The 18,789-nt window shown below is 36.7% G+C and carries 18 protein-coding genes; all 18 read right to left on the bottom strand.

Going from position 1 to position 18,789, the window contains the following annotated elements:
• Positions 1-1,868, bottom strand: a 1,868-nt coding sequence (locus tag ACO5GE_RS05700; RefSeq protein WP_484829963.1) for a hypothetical protein, incomplete at its 3' end; no start/stop codon positions are given.
• A 458-nt stretch (positions 1,869-2,326) separates the two neighbouring features.
• On the bottom strand, positions 2,327-3,679 hold the full coding sequence (locus ACO5GE_RS05695) for a stalk domain-containing protein (RefSeq protein ID WP_484829962.1): 1,353 nt from the start codon (positions 3,677-3,679) through the stop codon (positions 2,327-2,329).
• A gap of 457 nt (positions 3,680-4,136) precedes the next feature.
• A complete protein-coding gene (locus ACO5GE_RS05690) occupies positions 4,137-4,310 on the bottom strand; it encodes a hypothetical protein (RefSeq protein WP_484829961.1) in 174 nt (57 codons plus the stop codon).
• A 384-nt stretch (positions 4,311-4,694) separates the two neighbouring features.
• The gene (locus ACO5GE_RS05685) at positions 4,695-5,579 is read right to left on the bottom strand and encodes a DMT family transporter (RefSeq protein WP_484829960.1); all 885 of its coding nucleotides are present in this window, start codon (positions 5,577-5,579) and stop codon (positions 4,695-4,697) included.
• A 79-nt stretch (positions 5,580-5,658) separates the two neighbouring features.
• Positions 5,659-6,252: a tRNA 5-(aminomethyl)-2-thiouridylate-methyltransferase MnmM gene (gene mnmM / locus ACO5GE_RS05680; RefSeq protein WP_484829959.1), complete on the bottom strand. Its 594-nt coding sequence runs from the start codon at positions 6,250-6,252 to the stop codon at positions 5,659-5,661.
• A 101-nt stretch (positions 6,253-6,353) separates the two neighbouring features.
• Entirely contained in the window at positions 6,354-6,818 is a 465-nt protein-coding gene (gene lspA, locus ACO5GE_RS05675) for a signal peptidase II (RefSeq protein WP_484829958.1), read from the bottom strand.
• A 9-nt stretch (positions 6,819-6,827) separates the two neighbouring features.
• Positions 6,828-7,823 carry a tryptophan--tRNA ligase gene (gene trpS / locus ACO5GE_RS05670; protein WP_484829957.1) on the bottom strand — a complete coding sequence of 332 codons (996 nt, stop codon included), beginning with the start codon at positions 7,821-7,823 and terminating at the stop codon, positions 6,828-6,830.
• A gap of 35 nt (positions 7,824-7,858) precedes the next feature.
• On the bottom strand, positions 7,859-8,359 hold the full coding sequence (locus ACO5GE_RS05665) for a hypothetical protein (protein ID WP_484829956.1): 501 nt from the start codon (positions 8,357-8,359) through the stop codon (positions 7,859-7,861).
• Between the two features lie 155 nt (positions 8,360-8,514).
• Positions 8,515-8,988, bottom strand: coding sequence for a QueT transporter family protein (locus ACO5GE_RS05660; RefSeq protein ID WP_484829955.1), 474 nt, complete (start codon positions 8,986-8,988; stop codon positions 8,515-8,517).
• Positions 8,989-9,263: 275 nt separating this feature from the next.
• The gene (locus ACO5GE_RS05655) at positions 9,264-11,441 is read right to left on the bottom strand and encodes a beta-propeller domain-containing protein (protein ID WP_484829954.1); all 2,178 of its coding nucleotides are present in this window, start codon (positions 11,439-11,441) and stop codon (positions 9,264-9,266) included.
• 672 nt (positions 11,442-12,113) lie between these two features.
• On the bottom strand, positions 12,114-12,620 hold the full coding sequence (locus ACO5GE_RS05650) for a YfbM family protein (RefSeq protein WP_484829953.1): 507 nt from the start codon (positions 12,618-12,620) through the stop codon (positions 12,114-12,116).
• Between the two features lie 144 nt (positions 12,621-12,764).
• On the bottom strand, positions 12,765-13,235 hold the full coding sequence (locus ACO5GE_RS05645) for a DUF6756 family protein (RefSeq protein ID WP_484829952.1): 471 nt from the start codon (positions 13,233-13,235) through the stop codon (positions 12,765-12,767).
• Positions 13,236-13,467: 232 nt separating this feature from the next.
• Positions 13,468-14,262 carry a DUF4261 domain-containing protein gene (locus ACO5GE_RS05640; RefSeq protein ID WP_484829951.1) on the bottom strand — a complete coding sequence of 265 codons (795 nt, stop codon included), beginning with the start codon at positions 14,260-14,262 and terminating at the stop codon, positions 13,468-13,470.
• Positions 14,263-14,511: 249 nt separating this feature from the next.
• Positions 14,512-15,069, bottom strand: coding sequence for a hypothetical protein (locus ACO5GE_RS05635; protein ID WP_484829950.1), 558 nt, complete (start codon positions 15,067-15,069; stop codon positions 14,512-14,514).
• 310 nt (positions 15,070-15,379) lie between these two features.
• Positions 15,380-15,832 carry a hypothetical protein gene (locus ACO5GE_RS05630; protein WP_484829949.1) on the bottom strand — a complete coding sequence of 151 codons (453 nt, stop codon included), beginning with the start codon at positions 15,830-15,832 and terminating at the stop codon, positions 15,380-15,382.
• A gap of 260 nt (positions 15,833-16,092) precedes the next feature.
• Entirely contained in the window at positions 16,093-16,833 is a 741-nt protein-coding gene (locus ACO5GE_RS05625) for a DUF4241 domain-containing protein (protein ID WP_484829948.1), read from the bottom strand.
• Between the two features lie 139 nt (positions 16,834-16,972).
• Positions 16,973-17,209, bottom strand: a complete 237-nt coding sequence (locus ACO5GE_RS05620) for a hypothetical protein (RefSeq protein WP_484829947.1) — start codon at positions 17,207-17,209, stop codon at positions 16,973-16,975.
• A gap of 94 nt (positions 17,210-17,303) precedes the next feature.
• Positions 17,304-18,059 carry a hypothetical protein gene (locus ACO5GE_RS05615; protein WP_484829946.1) on the bottom strand — a complete coding sequence of 252 codons (756 nt, stop codon included), beginning with the start codon at positions 18,057-18,059 and terminating at the stop codon, positions 17,304-17,306.
• Between the last annotated feature and the right edge of the window lie 730 nt (positions 18,060-18,789).

Here is an 18,789-nt window from a genome sequence, read left to right as displayed (position 1 = left end):
TTTGGAAGTGCTGTTACTTTAAGTCCACTGCTCAAATGAGCTGCCCCTGCTACTTGACTTGCTTCCATCGATGTTCCAGGGTATGCTCCACTTGGACCAAATGGCAAAGGACCTCCATTGAACGGTAGTGTTGCTGCAACTTTTTCTTTTTGATACCAAATTTTAGCTTGGGTAAATGGTACGGCTTTCAAAATCTTATTGTTGCCAGGACCTTGTTTTTTGTATACTCCAACCGGATAGTAGTATTTTGAAGATCCTTCTTTAATCTTAAAGTTAGTTTCTCCTGTTTGAGTTGTAGTCGTCAATGCTACTTCATAGTACTCACGTGGTGTTCCGTTTCTTAAGAAGTCGTCAATGTCTGATGCACTGGTAAATGTATTGATGTCGTTTTCTTCAAATTCATAAATACGATACGCTTCAGGCTCTGTTTCTTTTAAGATCGGTGTCAATGTGATTGTTGGAACTGCAAGTGGTGATGGTGTTACGTCTGCACTTGCTGTTACTTTAATTGTAGTTCCTCCTGCAGCATTGTCATCTGCACTTACTTCCAAATACACAAATCCGTTACTATCTACTGTAGCTCTTCCTTGAAGTCCTGCTCCAGGTAATACAGAAAGATAGTTCACATCTCTCAAGTAATGCCATGTAGGATCATCTTCTGTTCTTACTTGTACATAGTATCTTCCTTGTGTAAGGTTCGGTTCTCTTGTATTGTAAGTTGCTAGGTTAAACGCAGAACTTGTAGTTCCTTTTGCAATATACACTTGTTGACTTGCTGTCGGATAGAATGTTCCGTCTGCAGGTGTTACAACTGTAACATTTGCTGCGCCTGCTGTATTTGGTGATTGTTCATCTGTCAATTTGATTCCAATCACTTTGATTGCTTTACAGCTTAGGTTGTTTACTGACGCAACCAACGGTGTTGAACCTGTTGTTGTAGGTGTATAAGTAACTTGCAAATCTTTATTGGTGAATTCTCCTGTAAATTTGAATGTTACTTTTAACTTTCCGTTGTCTACAACTTTGGAAACTCCAGCCAACGGTGCTCCACTTGGTGATGTTACAGAGAAGTTAACTTCATCTCCGGCTTGCACAGGAACAACTGCTCCGTTGTGTCCTATCTTTGTCACGTAGAATGTCTTTTCCACGTTTTTGAAGAATTGTTCTCCTGAACTGATGTCACTAAGTGTCAATGCTGTCAATTCATGCATTGTTACTGTTTTGCTTACTTCTACAGGAGCATTCGGTACATCTTTGTACTTAAAGATCAATTTCAATGGTCCTGTTCCTGTCCAACTTTGAACAGTTGTAGCAGGAATAACAGGGTTTGTCAAAGTAACTCCCGGTTGTGGGATATTGTTGTAGGATACATCCAAGCTTACAATTACCCCTTTGGCAATCAGTTGTTTTACTGTCATTCCCGGTTTTCCGGCAACAGTCATGTTTGCGAACTCTGCGTCCAAATCGATTGCTTGAGGATTGTAACGCAAGCGTTCGATATTTGCACTCGGCCATGTGATGGCACGTGACGCAGGTGTCAAAAGGTTATCGTCTTTCACAATTCTTGCAATTCCAGACGCATCCTCTTCAATGACTGTAATGAAGTTGTTGCTCAGGTTGACATTTCTAACCTGGCCAAATTTTGTTTTGATTTGGCTCGTACTCACTCCACCTACAATGTCTTTGCTTGATACATTAACTAATGTTGATGTAGATGGAATCGCTAGGTTGTCTAATGCCGTTTGCAATGTACCATTGGTGTAGGCCGCTGCAAAAATAGTATTGCTCAGACCGTTTAGTGGAATCAATGTTAGTAACATTGCTACTGTAAGCATCCAACTAAGCCATTTTTTGTTTTTGTTTAACAAAACAATTACCTCCTTTATGATTTATATTTCATACAAATTGAATCACCTTATCTCTTTTGTTCAAAATGTAAAGATAGAGAACTTAATCAACAAAAATACTGTTCTATATTTTGTAGATGAAGTTCTCTTTTTCGACGTAGTCATACCCTATGTTGTCTGAACAAAATCGAATTCTTTCTCTCCCGACAAAAAACCTAAAATTTTTTTCAATTTCAGGCTGCTGACATAAAGTGTATTCTCTCTGATGATTTCACATATAGAATACCATTTTCTTACAAAAATGTCTATGATTCATCCATTTTTTTATAAAATTTTTATAATTTAGAATAAATAAAAAAAGAGACGGTTTTCTCTTCCATCTCTCTTTTTTATTTCCGGTAAATTCGCTACGAACAACTCTTGCTACTATATTGTTTTGCTATGATACTTTCTATGGTGTTTTCAAGAAGGTTAAAAGCTTATTCCTCTCCGAACCATGCATGAGCGTATGGGCCGTCTATTGCCACTCCGAAACTGGAAAGTATATCCCATTGACCTGAACTCACAATAACAGCTCTATGAGGAGGAGAACTGTTCCACGCATCTACTGCGCTCTTAGGGCTATGGTCAGCACCATATCTTGCTGTCGATATTTCGTACCCATCTCCCGAATAGTTTGACAGTTCTCTCGGTTTGTCCCACATCATTTGGGCGTACTTATGGTCAGGTGTATAGGCACCACCTGTCCAATACTTGCTGATAGACCAACTGTGTAAGTTTCCTTTTTGTCCTCTTGCATCTGTTAATGTTTGAGGGTTGTTTTTCTTAGAATCCAACACATGAACTCTTGCAACTTTTGTTAGCTCCATATTAAGTGGAAGTGGTGCTAAGCCGTTGGATTGTCTTAGCTGATTGATTTCATCATACAATTCCTGTTCTTCGTCTGTCAAAGTATCTCTCAAAATATAGTTGATTTCTGCCTGTGTAAAGTTCATATTTTTAATTTTGTGGTCCGGCAACAGTGTCACTCTTTCATTTGAAGGTTTGGCAAAATTACTGTTGTTTTGTTCTGATTCCAAAACTGTCGGTCTTTGCGATTTCTGTTGTGGTTCGGATTTGAATTGTTGTGATTGTGCGTTCAACAACTGTTCTTTTTGTTTTTCTATCTCTTTTTGTCTTTCTTTCTCTTTTAGGATACTGTCTTTGTTCCGTAAGAGTGTTTCAAGATAATTTTTGTATTCTTCCTGTGTGATAGGAAATCCCACTTGATTGATGATTGATTGGATGTCTTCTACTGCCTCACTTCCAAATGTCGCTCTTATCTCTTTTTCCAATCGAATGATTTCAGCATTCAAATTTTTGGTATCAACAGTTGACTGTTTGCCGGTATTTTTCAGTTCCACATCGGTCTTTAAAGATATTTCTCGTGTTTCGGCATTGTATCCGACTGTCATCCCCAAACATTCTCCCACTGCTCGTAACGGCAAGTAGGTTTTTCCGTTGATTACTTTTACAGGCTCGGGCATAAAAATTTTGTACCCTGCACCATTTACCATAACTGTCAGCGCATTACTGCCTAAGCGAAAGGATATGTCTACTGAACGATTGGATAATACTCCTGATTTTGTTTGGTTATTCCAAGTTGCTTGATATCCGACCAATTTCCCGACTGTGGCTACCGGTAACAAGGTTGTTCCGTTTTGAACAATCGGTGTTACATTCTGTCTTGCTCCGTTTAGTGTAACAAAATAGTTTCCTGTAGCATTTACTGTTTGCAACGGCGTCAAAAGCAATGCACCTGTCAATAATACGGTTGCTAATTTTTTTAACATGAGTGTCCCCTTTTCTCCTTATTTTTATGTGTATCTCTTACTTTTTATTGAATGAACTATCGTGTATCTATCGTTTCTTAAGTTATGGATATATCATTCCAACCACTTTTCCTTTGAAACCTGTCATCAACAAACGATACTCCATCATGAACCTTGTTACAAATTATTACCTTAGAGCTTGATTTTTCCTTCTGTTCATCTAACAGAAGAACCGGAGTTTCTGTATCTTTCTTATGATTATGTATCTATTTTTTTATTGTATCATGCTTTGTTCCTATCGTCAATTTTTCATGATATTCTCTATGGTTTTATTCAAGAATCGCAGTTAGAGTGTTAGCACGGTCTATATGCTGTATCGAACAATACTCGATTAAGCAAGGCTTAAAAAAATGAATTGCTACCGAAACAAACCATTCGATACCAATTCATTACAATTTTTCTTATACAATATTACATGTTATAAAATCCCATCCAAATCTGACGATTCGGTCATCTCTCCCGTCGCACAGAAGGAACACATGGAATCGCTATGTGATTTCTGCCAAGTTGCATACTCTTCCATCAGTTGCTCTTCCATCATATCATCCTCACATTCAGGATGAAATTTGTTGATCCACTCTTTAAATGTCATTTCATCAATCCCCCTTTTATATTGTTATCTTTACCCTTATTTTATCATAAACACAACAAAAGCAAAGCTTCTATTTTTTGATGAATGACTGATGAAAGACATCTCGGACATCTACTTCCTTGTTTCCATGCCTTTGTCAGGCAACAAAAAATACTTTGAACGAGTCCTTTTTAGTATGGAGTCCATCGATACTCTGCAAACTCCTCTCTTAGAAATGCATCTCCATGGAATATCGACTACTGCAAACCAATCTTTCATCCTATGTACTCTACACCTTTCATAAGAAACAATCTCTCAAAACCAAAGGATACCGTTTCATCATCCAAGGAGAAAAAGAATCAAGTGAAGAAACAAATTTTTAGTCCCTTTTTATCAGTCATTCCTCTATCCATCAATCGCTTGGTCTTCTTTCATCAACAGCAATCCTGAAATCGCGATAAATGCTCCTACCATCTGAATCGGCCTCATCACTTCTCTTAGAATCAAAAAACTGAAAAGGAATGTGGCAACAGGGATAAAGTTCAAACACAACGCTGAGATTCCAACCCCGCAATGTTTGATTGCAAAGGTATAGCAGACTGTGCACACTGCCGAACAAACCAGTGCTAAAAACAAAAAGTGAACTGCGATTTCGGTATCTATTTTGTCAAAATGGATGTAGTCTGTCGGTAGAGCCGGAAGAAAAGCGATTCCTCCAATCAGACATTGATAGAAGGTCAATACCAATCCTTCATATTTTTTCAGTAACGGCTTTGTTGTGATTAGGTAGGCTGACCAGCTTAAATTGGACAAGAACACATAGAAGTATCCTATTTTATTCTGTCCAAACTGTACTCCTCCAATGACAAAATAGATTCCGATAATGGAAATCACTGCACTTAGGATATTGCGACGCAACAGTTTTTGTTTCAAAAAAATACGATTCCCAATCAATGCTACTACCGGCAACATCGCTACCAAAATGGCGGCCTCATTGGCTCCGATTTGTTTGATGGCACTGTTTTCAAAATAAAAATAGATGGTAATACTGAACAATGCAGTCAAACTTACTTGTATCCGGTCCGATTCTTCGATTTTTAAGGGAATGCCTTTTATTTTCAACACAACAAAAAGAAGTACTGCCGAAAGTAAATATCGAAAGAACGGTAGATAGACCGGTCCCATGGCATCCAAACAGATTTGGATACTGACATAGGAACCTCCCCAAGCAACACAGGTAAATAGTAACAACATCAGTGCAAGCACTTTTGGATTTGCTTTCGGTTGCATACTCTCTCTCCTTCTTTTGACATTCTTTCCGGACTGTACCTCTCCTCAATTTCTTCTTATTCAAACCATTCTATCTCTATCAAAAAACTCCTCTTTCCTGTGACGGTTCATCATACAGTTTTTGACACAAAAACAAGGTCGGTGCCATCTCATCCTGATTCAAAGGATTGATATGAATTACCTTGTATTGCTTGGAATCCAAGCTTTCAAAAAAAGCACACAGACTGCGATGCTCCTGTCCTCTGTCCTGTCCCAAGTAACTGATGATGGATAGCAATCCGTTTGGATTCAACAGTTTCAATGCTTTGTGCAAGCAAATCAATGTGGTGTTCGACTTTGTCATAATCTTATGGTCAGAGTTGGGAAGATAACCTAAGTTTCCAAACACAAAGTCAACTCTATCAACATGACGGTCGATGTTGACATGGTTATCTGTGACGAATTCTATCTTGTTGTACTCTTCTTTAGAAAGTACTTTTTGCAATCTTTCTTTCGATACGTCAATCGCTTGTTTCTGAATATCAATGGCAATCAATTTTTCCTGAATATAAGGAAGAAATTTTTGGACATCCAAACCGTTTCCTAAGGTAATATCCACTGCCAATTTAACATCGGGCATATATTGTTCACATATCAATAGGGACAGTTCATTTAAGTTTGTAATGTATCCCATACCTTTCCTCCTTTTTGTCAACTGTATTATTTTTATCGTTGTTCGGATAGGATGAACAAAACTTTATGTCTTGTTTCCTCTGTTGTCTTCTTTGGATAAGCTTATTTGGATAAGGAAGTTTCTTTCTCCTTTTCATCCTGTAACAAAATTTGAAGTGCCAGCAGGAGGGTTCCTCCTACTACATAAATGTCGGCAACATTGAACACATATCTCCAAATAATATGAAAGTCGATAAAATCAACAACATAACCAAGCAATACCCTATCTATCAAATTTCCGATTGCTCCGGCAATGATTATGGAGGCTGTCCATTTCATACACTTGTTCGTATTTGTTTTTTTAAGATAGACAAAAAACAATCCAATCAATAGGAATGTCATGATGACGAAAAAGATTTTCTGTCCCTGCAACATTCCAAATGCCGCTCCTCGATTTTCTACATAGGTAAATCGCAAGATATGTGGAATCACTTGGATGCTCGATTGTTGATACAATACTGTTCTTGCCCAATATTTACTCGCTTGATCTCCTATCAACAATACGATAAATAACATGATATAACCCATGACTTACTCCTATCCTCTTGGCAGAAATCCTATTTTTTTATGCACTTTTCTCAAAGTTTTTCTTGCAATCGTCTCTGCTTTTTCTGCCCCATCACGATAGACTGATTCCAAATACGCTTTGTCGCTCAATAATTCTTTTGTTTTTTCACGAATTGGGCGAAGTCCTTCCGCTACGATTTCTGCCGTATCCTGTTTGAAATCTCCGTATCCTTTGCCTTCATATTTTGCAACGATGGATTCGATGCTTTCTCCTGTCATTTTACTATAAATTTCCAACAAGTTTTTGATTCCGGCTTGTTCCTCGTTATATTGCACAACACCGACAGAGTCGGTCACTGCTCGTTTTATTTTTTTGATAATCACATCATGTTCATCCAACAGAGAAATAAATCCGTTTTCATTGGAGTCGGACTTGCTCATTTTTTTGTTCGGTTCCTGTAAGCTCATCACTCTTGCTGCAATTTTTGGAAAAAATCCTTCCGGTACGGGGAAGGTATCGGAATATCTGTTGTTGAATCGGTTTGCCAAATCTCGTGCCAATTCCAAATGTTGTTTTTGATCTGCTCCTACCGGTACCAAGTCTGTGCAGTAAAGTAAGATGTCGGATGCCATCAAAATCGGATAGGTGAACAGTCCGGCATTTAAATTATCACTGTTCTTTTGTGATTTTTCTTTGTACTGTGTCATTCTGTTCAGTTCGCCCATATAGGTCATTGTGGAAAGTATCCAGCTCAATTCGGCGTGTTCCGGTACATGAGATTGGATAAAGATGGTACTTTTTTTCGGATCAATTCCAACAGCAAGGTATTGTGCCAGTAACAACAATGCATTTTCTCTCAGTTCTTTCGGATTTTGCGGTACGGTAATGGCATGCATATCCACAATTGAAAAAATACATTCATATTCATCCTGCAAGGTTGTCCAATTGGACAATGCGCCCAAATAATTTCCTAATGTAATTCGTCCGGAGGGTTGTACTCCACTGAACAGTCTTTTCTTTTCCATGATAATCTCCTCTCTATCCATTTACACTCTCTTCTCTATTTGTTTCCATGCCAAAGTTCTCCCAAATATTTTTCTACCTGTGCATCGGAGGCGTTGATTGCTATCCATTTATCTCCCGTTTTAACAGCACATGGCACTGATTGGATGTAGATACAACGTGCTTTTCCAACTTCCTCTTTATCCAAAACGGATTCTTTCAGGGTATATATCTTTTCTTCAAACAACAGCTTGTCTTCTTTGTAGAAGGCGATAGTAATCGGTGTTCCGGTTGTATTTGTTTCAAAGTCTTGTTGATAGATAGAAAGTTCGCCTGTCGGTTTGCAATATCTTTTCACCTGATCGACAAGTGTTTTGTTTTCTACTCGCACAACACTTCCTGTCGGTGCTTTGATACGAATGGAGGTGATTTTGTCATAGTTTGTATCTATCTTGTGCAAAGAAATCTCTCTATTCACACTGTATACGGCAACCAACAAAACAATTCCTATGATTAGTATGGCAATCAATACTATTTTTTTCTGTAATGTAATATTCATCTTTTTTCACCCTATGTCTTTATATTTATTTCTACTTGTTTCCAATAACAACTCTTGCACAGTCAAAAGTATACCATAAAAACAAAAAAACTATGCTATTTTATCAAAAAATAACACAGCTTTTCCTGTTTTTCACCATTTATTCTGTTCAAACTTTACGATGCGTGGGATTGAGCCAACTTTCGTTGCACAAAAATGCGATACAGTTGTGTTCCAATTACGGATACCACTACAAACTCTCCCGCAGCAACGGATGCTATACTCATGAAGATTGGAATTTGGTACAATACGGTAAGTTCTATTCCGATGATGATTCCATTTGCAATCGTCGGTAACAAGGATGCCCAATATACATTCTTGCAGTATCTCATCGGATAGATTGCAAGGAATGTCGCAAAAGAACCTACAAACACATCAATTGCTCCAAGCGGACTGAAAAGATTGGCAATCACACAACCTAATACTAGACCGGGTACAAACATCGGATTTGCAAATGCCAACAATGTCATTACTTCTGAAAGCCGAAATTGTACTGCACCGTAACTAATCGGTTCCAAGCTAATCGTAAGCACTGCATACACTGCTGCAATTACTGCATTCCATACCAAAATTCTTACATTCCATTTCATTCTTTTTCCTCCTCTTGTTTTTTTATAGAAATGGGTTACCAAGAAAACATTTCTTTCTACAAATAGATTGTAGTGTACTACCCGTCTTTCGATGGACAGATTATTCAGTATAGCCTATCAAAATATCTTTTGTCAAGTGATGACTATCACAAACTCTCCTCACTAAAATACTTCACTTGTGAAAAATACCTCTTTCCAAAAAAAGAGAGAGGTTTTCCTCTCCCTTCCAATGATTTTTTGTTCGGTTGTATTACTTACATCAAGACAGTTATTTGTTATCTTGCTCTTTCCTCGTATAGTATCGGCTCTACCGGAGGAGTCTTTCGTGGTGCTCTTTCCCAGTATTTTTCGTCAATCTGACGCAAGGTTTGATCTTCATGGGAACTTATCTTATTTCGAGAAACAACATAAACGACATCATCAATATAAAGCATTCCGGAGATATTGGACTCATAATCATAATCTCTGATTTTTGTTTCCTTCGTGATATGCGAAACTTCTCCTTTTTTCTTCAACTCGTAGTTAGGCGAAATTTGATAGAAATATGATCCTTGAAATGCTACTTTCGATTCTATATTGGAGTTTTGTGAATCTTTCTCTACCACTGTAATCGGAAAACCAAGATATTTTTTGGTCGGATGATATAACAATGCTTTGTGTGTATAGGCAAGGTCGCTATATGTTCCGGATTTTCCTATCACTTGTTCGGAACACACAACCGGTTTTGCAACATTGGTCACATCAAAGATTGCTACTTTCACTCCGTCATTTACGATTCTGTCTTTCTCTTGTTTCACAGAATATCCAAATCCCAATACATGGTTTTGATCAAGTGGATGAAGATAAGAACTGTATCCCGGTAATTTAAGGTATCCTGCTACCTTCGGTTCTGACGGATTTTTCAAATCTATGACAAAAAACGGATCGACTTCTTTGAATGTCACAAGATATGCTCTATCCTGCATAAAACGAACAGAATAGATTCTCTCTCCTTTTGCCAAACCTTTCAATGCGCTTACCAAATTCATCTTGGAATCAAAAACGACAATTCCATTTTCTCCATCACGTTCCGTAGTGTAGGCAACACGCAAATATCCGTCATGTTCATCCAAAGCAAACTGATTCAACAAGGTTCCTTTGAGTTGGTTGGAACCGATATAGGTCATTTTTGTTCCTTCTAATCGAAAACGATTTAAAAAGGTGTAGGGTTGCCAATAAAACGGATAACTCTTTTCTTCAATATCGGTTTTTTTAACGGAATCTTTGGATACGGATTCTTCTGTACGAGGATACCCTGTATAGGAAATCACCAAATCATTTTGAGATAAATACAGTTCTTCCCCCTCTCCGACATAGGAAATTTCTTCTGCACCACGGTTTCCTGTCACATCAAAACTTGTCATGGTAACAGTGTTGGAAGTGTAATTCCCCGGAAATACAATAATCTTATCATATCTTGCAACATCATGTCGGATTTTTGTCCCTTTCACTTCTTCTTTCAAAATTCCTGTCGTTTTTGGAGGAAGTTTTGTGTTTTCTGATAGACTGTTGTTTTCCAATAGAGGCATTCCTACAAAGACTGCATCTTGTGTGATGACATGGAGTACTTTTCCATTTTTTCTGGACGATAGATAGTATCCTTCTTGTATCATCTCTCTTATTTTTTTCGGTTGAGATACATCGGTCATATCATATACCAATGTCGCTGTTCCTGTATATGGTGTGCCGTAATCTGCTTTCGCTTCATAGTATCTTGGATTGTAAAAATCTCCTATGACAATTAACTTTTTATCATCTACATATAATTGAAACGGGATAAGATTTTTAGGCATCTCAAGAGATTTCTTGATTGCTAATTTTCCTTTTTCAGCTTTTGCAATTACAACGGAATGATCCAAAATATAGTAAATATATTGTCCGTCTGTTTTGATTACATCACCTTCATCAACTCCCTCTACTTGATGATTGGTTTTGCTATAATTCGGTGTCGCATTTTTTGCTACGCCGGCTTGTTTTTCTTCTACAGCAAACGCTCCATCTTTCAATTCGATATTCATAGGATAGAAGTAACTTGACAAATGCGTCTGCAACGCTTTTGCATTTTGGTCATTATCTAAATAGAACACTTCTTTCGTATTCTTCAGTGTGTACTCCTTCGGATTCAAATTGATTTTCATACGAATTTCTTGATTTTCATTGTAAAGCGCCAAAATCAAATAGGTTTTCGGACTTTTTTGATTCAAAAGATAAGGCAGTACCTTTCCGTTCAAATCAGTAAACACAATCTTGTCTTTTATCTTATCATCAGGGTTATTCAGTTGCATTTCCATTGTTTGATATATGTTGATTTGCTTTGTAGAAGTTGGCTTTTTCCCATAAGCAAATACGGTAGAGCAACATATCATACTTGTCATTAAGAACATTATCATCGTCAAAAATAGTCTTTTCTTCATCTTATTTCCTCCTTTTTCATCTTATGAAAAACAACCTTTCCAAAAAATTTCTCTTATATCACTTTTAAGTGTTGATTGACATTTTTTCTTCTCATAATTGATTCTATTATACCATAGTTATATCTTTTTTATCAAATCACTACCAAAATCTCTTGTTTGGAATTGTTGCCGAAATTGCACAAAACGATTTTTCTCTAGTGGAATTCACTCAGATTTTTCTCTAGTGGAATTCACTCATAAGACAAATCAAATGTGATTGACTGATACGAACTGATTGGAAAAAAAGACTATCTTGTTCCAATCCATCATTGACGAAAATGACTTCTTTCCTATCAAAAAAAGACACTTTCTTGTCGTCTTTTCTTACAACAAAAAGTGTCTCTTTTTTATTCTTTATTTTTTATTCTTTATTCTTTATTTTTTTCTGTATCTACCGTTCGTCCTTTTTGACTGTTTCTTTCATCTTTTTCATGGAGAATGTCTTTCATCCCTATCAATAAGATACGATATGCCATGTTATCAGAACTCTATCATGTGTACTTTTTTTCTTAGGAAACGTCACTCTATTCCAATCTATCGTCCGAATAAATCAACTGCTTATCCGGACGATTCAATCTCCTTATTTTAACTCCTTGATTACAAATATAGACCGTTTTTTTTTTGCTCTCTTTTCTAATAAATGGTAACCAGTACATTTCCGTTTGTTTCTAACATTTTTCGATAGAAATTTATCATCGCTTCAAAGTAATCTGTAATTTCTTCCTTAATCTCATCTTCCTCTTCTTCATAGTCCCAAATATTAGGATAAAGGTCTGCTTTTTTACAATCTTCCATGCTAAATTCATCCATCGCAGACTCTATATCAAAGTCCTCCAAAGCGGATAGAATGTCTGCAACTTTTGACTTATCGGTGTAAGCGATAAAGTTTTCGATTCCTTCCATAACGGATACTCCAACAACAGCTTCGCTCAAAGGGTCATTTTCTATCGGCTCGCTACTGTCCACCCCTGTCAATACAAAGTGAAGAACATCCCACATTTTGTCAATGTCAAGCAGAATATCTGCTTCTTCATTCCACTCTTCCACCTGTTCCATAAGGTCATCTTCACTGCCGGAAAACTCTTTTAATTCTTTTAAATTTTCATCACTCAAATATTGATAGTTTGCAATCAATCCCATTTTAACTACCTCCCTAATATTGAATTTATTATTTCTTTCTATACAATAATCTATTTTATTACCCACGTCAACGTCAGGTTGTTATCTGATAACCTATCGTTCAACCATATCCATCCATATTGTTTGTGTCATCACAAATTTAGTCTATTCAAAGCAGGAAATATCAAGTGTATCCCCTACAAATGATACGATGTCTTCATGATTTTCACTGATTAACCAATCCATTTTTTTGGATACAATATAGAAATCATTGAGCCCATTCACATTTCCAATAATACAAATCAACTCCGGAATACCCATTTCGTATATCCAGTATTTCGGCTGAAAATGGATGACATCTTCAAACAGTACATATACCATATCGTCATGAGATGGTATGATCTTCGGCAAATGTTTCACCCACATAGAGTCTTCTGATACATCAATTATTTGACACAGAAAGTTCCGTTTGAATCCTTGACCCATATTAGACCAATGAATGTTATTTGTTCTCGTGAATTTCTGTTCTATCGATCTGATAATAGACTGATAACTCATCTTGGAACACTCAAAACATCTTTTTCTATCCAGTGTATGTTCTTTGATGACTCTCTCTATTTCATTTCGTATCTCCATGGTATCCCTCCAACTGTTCCATCTATCGGCTCTGTCATATTGCTTGCTCCCTATATGCCAATATCGGAATTTGCAGACATCACAAAAATTACTTGATTGATATACTCTTTTATATTCACTGCTATCACATCCGTTATCAGCATACTATGGGTAATGTGACTGTTTTCTATTGATTTCTGTTACATCATGATGCTCGTATGGAGTGATCACTCCTATTTTTTCCTGCTCTATCCTATAACTCCAATTTTAAGGAATTGCCGTCCAAATAAATTGCTTTTGATTCTGTAATTTTGATTTTTTGGTCCTCGGTAAGTCCTATCGTTTCACCATGTTTCAATGTAACATCCTGTTCTATGATATATTGAAGGACAGTCAATAAAAAAACGTATGCGTCATCTGATTCCATCGAAGTGTCGATGATTTCTATCTCAGACTTGCCGAACTCTTGCATTCCGTAGGTATATAGACCTGTTTTGTCATTGTTGTTGATGATTCCGATATAAACCCAAAGTTGAACCGGTAATAAATCTTCTAATAACAAATCTGCAAGGTCGATATAAAAATCTTTTGGAAGTAGTAATGTTGATGCTCCTTGATATACTCCTATTGCCGTTTCGGAAGTTCTTAAAATAGAGGCATTGACTTTTGATAAGATGGAATATCGTTTGAGTGCAGATGTACTGCTCCCCAAAATAGATACGATTGCATGTTGTGTATGCTCTTTGATTTCTTGTTCTGCATTTTCCCAAAGATAAGAGTAGCTGTACATGGATTCAAATTCCTCATCCGGTATCGGTGCAGGCATCAATCCAATCACGATAACCTCCCCATCAATATTGAATGATATTGTCGTATCACTATGTTCTATCTCATCTACTTTCAGCCCCCAGTGAGATTGTAAATCCTGTATCACTTTATCTGCTGAATAGGAACTGTCTCCTCGAAACATCGGCATTGACAAAACCAGTTGTCCTTTCTGTTCCTGTTTTTTATCTTTTTTTCCAAACATATTTTTAAAAATTCCCATACTTTCCTCCTTATTTCAAATCATACTTTTTAATGTTTCTACTCATACAAATCTCTATTACAAGTAGATTTATTTTTCTATTGTCATGATTTTGTTTCATCTCATCGATTGGATAAACATTTTTGGCAGAAATCTACCCTCTCCGATAGAACCATACATGATATTCCCAAAGTATTCTCAAACATCATTATCCTTTTATTCTCTGTCGAACATATCTTTTGTACAGATTGTAATATTGCAACATGATGATTATGAATATTGCCAAAAACCGGCAATGACTGTTCCGTTTTTAGAATGTCGGTACAAGTACAATGCTCCATAACCGAAGATATAATTCTCATTTATCAAATCTTCTGTGTAATAATCCTCATCTATTTGAACAAAAAACTCATATCCGTCTTTCTCTAATTTCTTCATGTCATACGATTCCTCCTGTATCAATTGAGGAAATTTCGATTTTGTTAAAAAATCAAAGGTATTGTCATCCACCTTTGAATATCCGATAAGAAATGCTTTGTTGATACCCTTCAAGGTATAGTTTGTATTGTCACTTTCTTTTGAAAAATGATGTGAAAAGACCTTTACCGAACAATTGGGATAGGTATTGTTATCAATCATAACACCATAATCCTCCGGTACAAAGATAGAAAAGTATTCTTCATGATTCTCCGGATTTTGAAACATCATATAGAACCGATATCCTTCTATTTCACTTTCCCTATCAAGAAATAGACAAGGTAGATTGCCTCCGATTCTTCCTACTGTTTTGTTTTCTGCACTCTTACCAATGCTTGCGATTACATTCATTTCATCCTCCCAAACCTTTTCGTTTGACCATAATCCAATCTCATGTAATCTATTTTTCCTTTTTAAAACTCCTTTGTCAACTTAAACTATCACTTTCTTATTCTCTGCAAATGTGTTCCATACGAAACTGTGTTGCCGTTTCACAATAGAAATTGAAGTGATATCGATTGGTTACGGATGAACACCAACATCAGAAAAAATAGAACATAAACCGTTATTTGCTACTAATCTCTTACTCTAACAATCAAGTGATTGTCTTGCTCTTTATTCGAAGTGTCCTGATGATCTTCCAATATTCCATTTGATTTTCTCACTTTGTTGTTCCAATTCCGGTCGATAAGTCTATCCACTCTAAATCAGATATATTCTTTAGAATCAATTTTTTCACTTTGTGGAATCGATTGTCGAATTCTATTTTATCCTTTGTAACACAAATATCCGGATACCATTCTTTAAAATCTGCATATCTTGCTTTTTTGATGTCAATCATAACAGTTGAAATCGGTTCAAATGTATCATACTGAACACTTTCTACTATCATGAACTCTTCTCCTATCAAAAGAATATCTCGATTATATATCCAAAATGGAAATTTTTGATTCCCACTTAGAATAACAGAATAAATACCGTCGCCCCGAGGAGGTTCTGTTTCATAATGAACAGTTATTCCACATTTTTCAAGTCTTTCATCAAATTTTCCGGTAGTATCTTCCATGTATCCTATTTTGAAAATTGCAACATCATTTTGTCCGTCAAAAACCATACTATCTTCTCCTCTTACCAATATGATAATATTGTATTCCAATCTTTGAAAGTAAGCAAATCATATTTTTCAAAAATAGAAGATGTATATCCTCATTTTACCTATCTTCTTTTGAATTTCTTTCTATTCTTCATTTCAGCTTCAGTCCAAACTTCTCTCACACAAAAAAGATTCATACAAAACTCTTTCTAACCAAAAAATAAAAGAGGAAGTATCGGCAAATGTCTCTTTCTTCCTCTCTCCCACTTTATGTTGACAAACTATTCTTCTTCGTCTGTTTCTTCATCAGCTCCAACATAAATATATTCCATTACCACATCACAGAGCTCTCCTAACTCATCATAACCGAAATAGACAGGATACATTCCGTCTCCAAACCCTGACTGAATCATCGGAATAGTATATTCTGTATTTGGAATGTTGAAGTTAATCCAATCTCCACCGTCTCTTTGGAATTCAGGATGTTCAAGATAGCTTTTTCTAAATTCCTCTGCAAAAAAATCATCATAGATATTTCCTTCCGGATGTTCTTTTTCCCAAGCGTCCACAAAATCACAATAGGCATCTCTTGTGTTCGTATCAACGATAGTAGCAAGTCCTGCATCCACGTTGAAACCGAAGAAACTGTCACTGTTGACACCTTCCAAATTTTCAATACCTTTCAACGCTTGACGATAGACAACGGAATCCTTCCCACAAAATCTCACTCGACTGGCAATATATCTGTAATGTTCTTCTTCCAATTCTACCACTAAGGTTTCAAGAGGATATTTTCCCATCGGTACTTTGATACAATATGGTTCTTCTTCTCTTTTGAGCCAAACAAGAGGATCTCTTACCAAGATATCATCTGTCGTAAAATTCACAGTACCCATATTTAACAAAAAAAGCTTTTTTCCCTCTACTTCTTCACTTTTAAAAAGTTCGGAAAAATTCACCGGAGATACCAACAAATCTTTTACTTGTTCATATTGTTCCAACCACTCTTTTGATAGTTCCATTCTTTTCTCCTTCTCTCCTATCGTTAGGTTCTTGAAAGAAAACCTATCAAGCTTTCTTTCAGAATATGATTCTGTTTTACTATATCATTCCACACCATTATAAGCCAAAGTCATATAAACCAAACTCATACTCCATATCCTAAAGTTTGGTTAACATCCTGATATACTTCACAATTTGTATGATGCTGAATACCATAACAACTATCGCTCCTGCAAACAAAACTGCTACTCCCGGGATAAAAAGCTCTTTCCCTTTTTGAATATCTTCTATCAGTTTCACGACAAAGACTCCCAACACGATAAAAGATGTGAGTGTCATAAAACTGAATGTTGTGATATTCTTGATACAAATTGCTTTTGTCATTATTTTTCTCATAGCACATCATCCCTTGCAATCAAATATGATTTTCCTATTCAATCTATCTCAATCTGCTTGTCCAGTTCTACCATTCTCAAAATTGCTTGTCGGCTCAGGTCTTTTCCTCTAAGCTATCGTCTTTCAACAGTTTGATGTCTATTTGTACATCTGCGACAACATGAACAGGATTTGCTCTCTCTCTCACCATACAGGTCACAAACGGTGCATTTGGAATTGTCACGATATTTTGATAATCAACATAATAAGGAGAATCCTCAAAGACAGCAGGAGTAGTTATTCCAAACACAATACGAATTCCATAAAAATCGAAAACGGCTCTGTCTTTCTGCTTTCTTTTTTTTAATTTTTTGTAAGGCGAAAGTTCAGATATTGCAATATCCAAAGAACAAGCCCCTCTTCTCTTTTCTTTGCCTTCTTTCAAGGAGTTGACCAATACAATTCTGTGTCCCTGAAATTCCAATAGATAGGTGGAATACCAAATAGCTTGTGGCTCGGGAATCTTAATCTGTAATTCTCCCTTTTCAATTTTGAATTCTTTGTTTTTCCAATAAAACACAGCATACTCATCATACAGTTCGAGCTGTCCTTCTTCCTCTTTACTGCTCCAATATTTTTTGGCAATCCATGCCGGCAATCCCATTGCAATCGGAATCAGAAAGAATATCAAATAAATTGCATGTCTTGGGTGTTCTTGGAAGTATATCGGTCCATCGTACGGCCCTTTGTTGATGCCCGAAACAACAAGAAATCCGTAAAAAAGCAACAGACCCGTTGCAACTCCTACTATTACCATCATATACAATACGCCCGGCGAATACTTATTACATCGAAATTCTGTTTTTCTCATCAATCAAAACTCTCTTTCTTTTTGGAAGGTAGAACTGCTCAAATAATAACATGTCAATACATCTTTAGGCTGTACCGACCTCAACACATCTTTGTTAGCATAAATATTCTATGCAATTCATACTTTTTGTACCGATTTGATATTCTCCTTGCAGTAAATGAAACCGACAATATTGATAAACAGTCTCCGTTTCTATACCAAACATCTCATCTTCGTCCCTGTACTTTTATTCATAAACAATATTTTACATCATAGTTAATCATATTTCAAATCCACGCGCCCCTGTGGGACGCGACGACTGGAGGGATTTTGTAAAAGAATGTTTAAGGTGATTTCAATCCACGCGCCCCTGTGGGACGCGACGGAGTTTGGAACTTCTTACACACCAAAAGGATAGATTATTTCAATCCACGCGCCCCTGTGGGACGCGACCTATCAGCTCCTATTTAAAAATTTAAATTAACATTATTTCAATCCACGCGCCCTGTGGGACGCGACATGTACAGTAGACAAGTTATAAGCCAACCGGTTGATTTCAATCCACGCGCCCCTGTGGGACGCGACTATCGGCAAGCCTGTTGTGTATTCGAACGCAGGAATTTCAATCCACGCGCCCCTGTGGGACGCGACAATACGAGCGATTATAAATAGCGATTATACGTCTTATAATTTCAATCCACGCGCCCCTGTGGGACGCGACTAAAGCGTTAAGGGTTCACTTGTGTTACAA

This window comes from Filifactor sp. (assembly GCF_057248345.1).
This window is presented reverse-complemented; position numbering and strand designations above follow the sequence as displayed.

Coding starts and splice junctions, on each gene's coding strand:
- ACO5GE_RS05690 (WP_484829961.1), bottom strand. CDS start 4,310: ATGACATTTAAAGAGTGGATCAACAAATTTCATCCTGAATGTGAGGAT.
- lspA (WP_484829958.1), bottom strand. CDS start 6,818: ATGGGTTATATCATGTTATTTATCGTATTGTTGATAGGAGATCAAGCG.
- ACO5GE_RS05695 (WP_484829962.1), bottom strand. CDS start 3,679: ATGTTAAAAAAATTAGCAACCGTATTATTGACAGGTGCATTGCTTTTG.
- ACO5GE_RS05635 (WP_484829950.1), bottom strand. CDS start 15,069: ATGAATGTAATCGCAAGCATTGGTAAGAGTGCAGAAAACAAAACAGTA.
- ACO5GE_RS05645 (WP_484829952.1), bottom strand. CDS start 13,235: ATGGAGATACGAAATGAAATAGAGAGAGTCATCAAAGAACATACACTG.
- ACO5GE_RS05660 (WP_484829955.1), bottom strand. CDS start 8,988: ATGAAATGGAATGTAAGAATTTTGGTATGGAATGCAGTAATTGCAGCA.
- ACO5GE_RS05685 (WP_484829960.1), bottom strand. CDS start 5,579: ATGCAACCGAAAGCAAATCCAAAAGTGCTTGCACTGATGTTGTTACTA.
- ACO5GE_RS05640 (WP_484829951.1), bottom strand. CDS start 14,262: ATGGGAATTTTTAAAAATATGTTTGGAAAAAAAGATAAAAAACAGGAA.
- ACO5GE_RS05615 (WP_484829946.1), bottom strand. CDS start 18,059: ATGAGAAAAACAGAATTTCGATGTAATAAGTATTCGCCGGGCGTATTG.
- ACO5GE_RS05630 (WP_484829949.1), bottom strand. CDS start 15,832: ATGGTTTTTGACGGACAAAATGATGTTGCAATTTTCAAAATAGGATAC.
- trpS (WP_484829957.1), bottom strand. CDS start 7,823: ATGGAAAAGAAAAGACTGTTCAGTGGAGTACAACCCTCCGGACGAATT.
- ACO5GE_RS05620 (WP_484829947.1), bottom strand. CDS start 17,209: ATGAGAAAAATAATGACAAAAGCAATTTGTATCAAGAATATCACAACA.
- ACO5GE_RS05655 (WP_484829954.1), bottom strand. CDS start 11,441: ATGAAGAAAAGACTATTTTTGACGATGATAATGTTCTTAATGACAAGT.
- ACO5GE_RS05625 (WP_484829948.1), bottom strand. CDS start 16,833: ATGGAACTATCAAAAGAGTGGTTGGAACAATATGAACAAGTAAAAGAT.
- ACO5GE_RS05665 (WP_484829956.1), bottom strand. CDS start 8,359: ATGAATATTACATTACAGAAAAAAATAGTATTGATTGCCATACTAATC.
- ACO5GE_RS05650 (WP_484829953.1), bottom strand. CDS start 12,620: ATGGGATTGATTGCAAACTATCAATATTTGAGTGATGAAAATTTAAAA.
- mnmM (WP_484829959.1), bottom strand. CDS start 6,252: ATGGGATACATTACAAACTTAAATGAACTGTCCCTATTGATATGTGAA.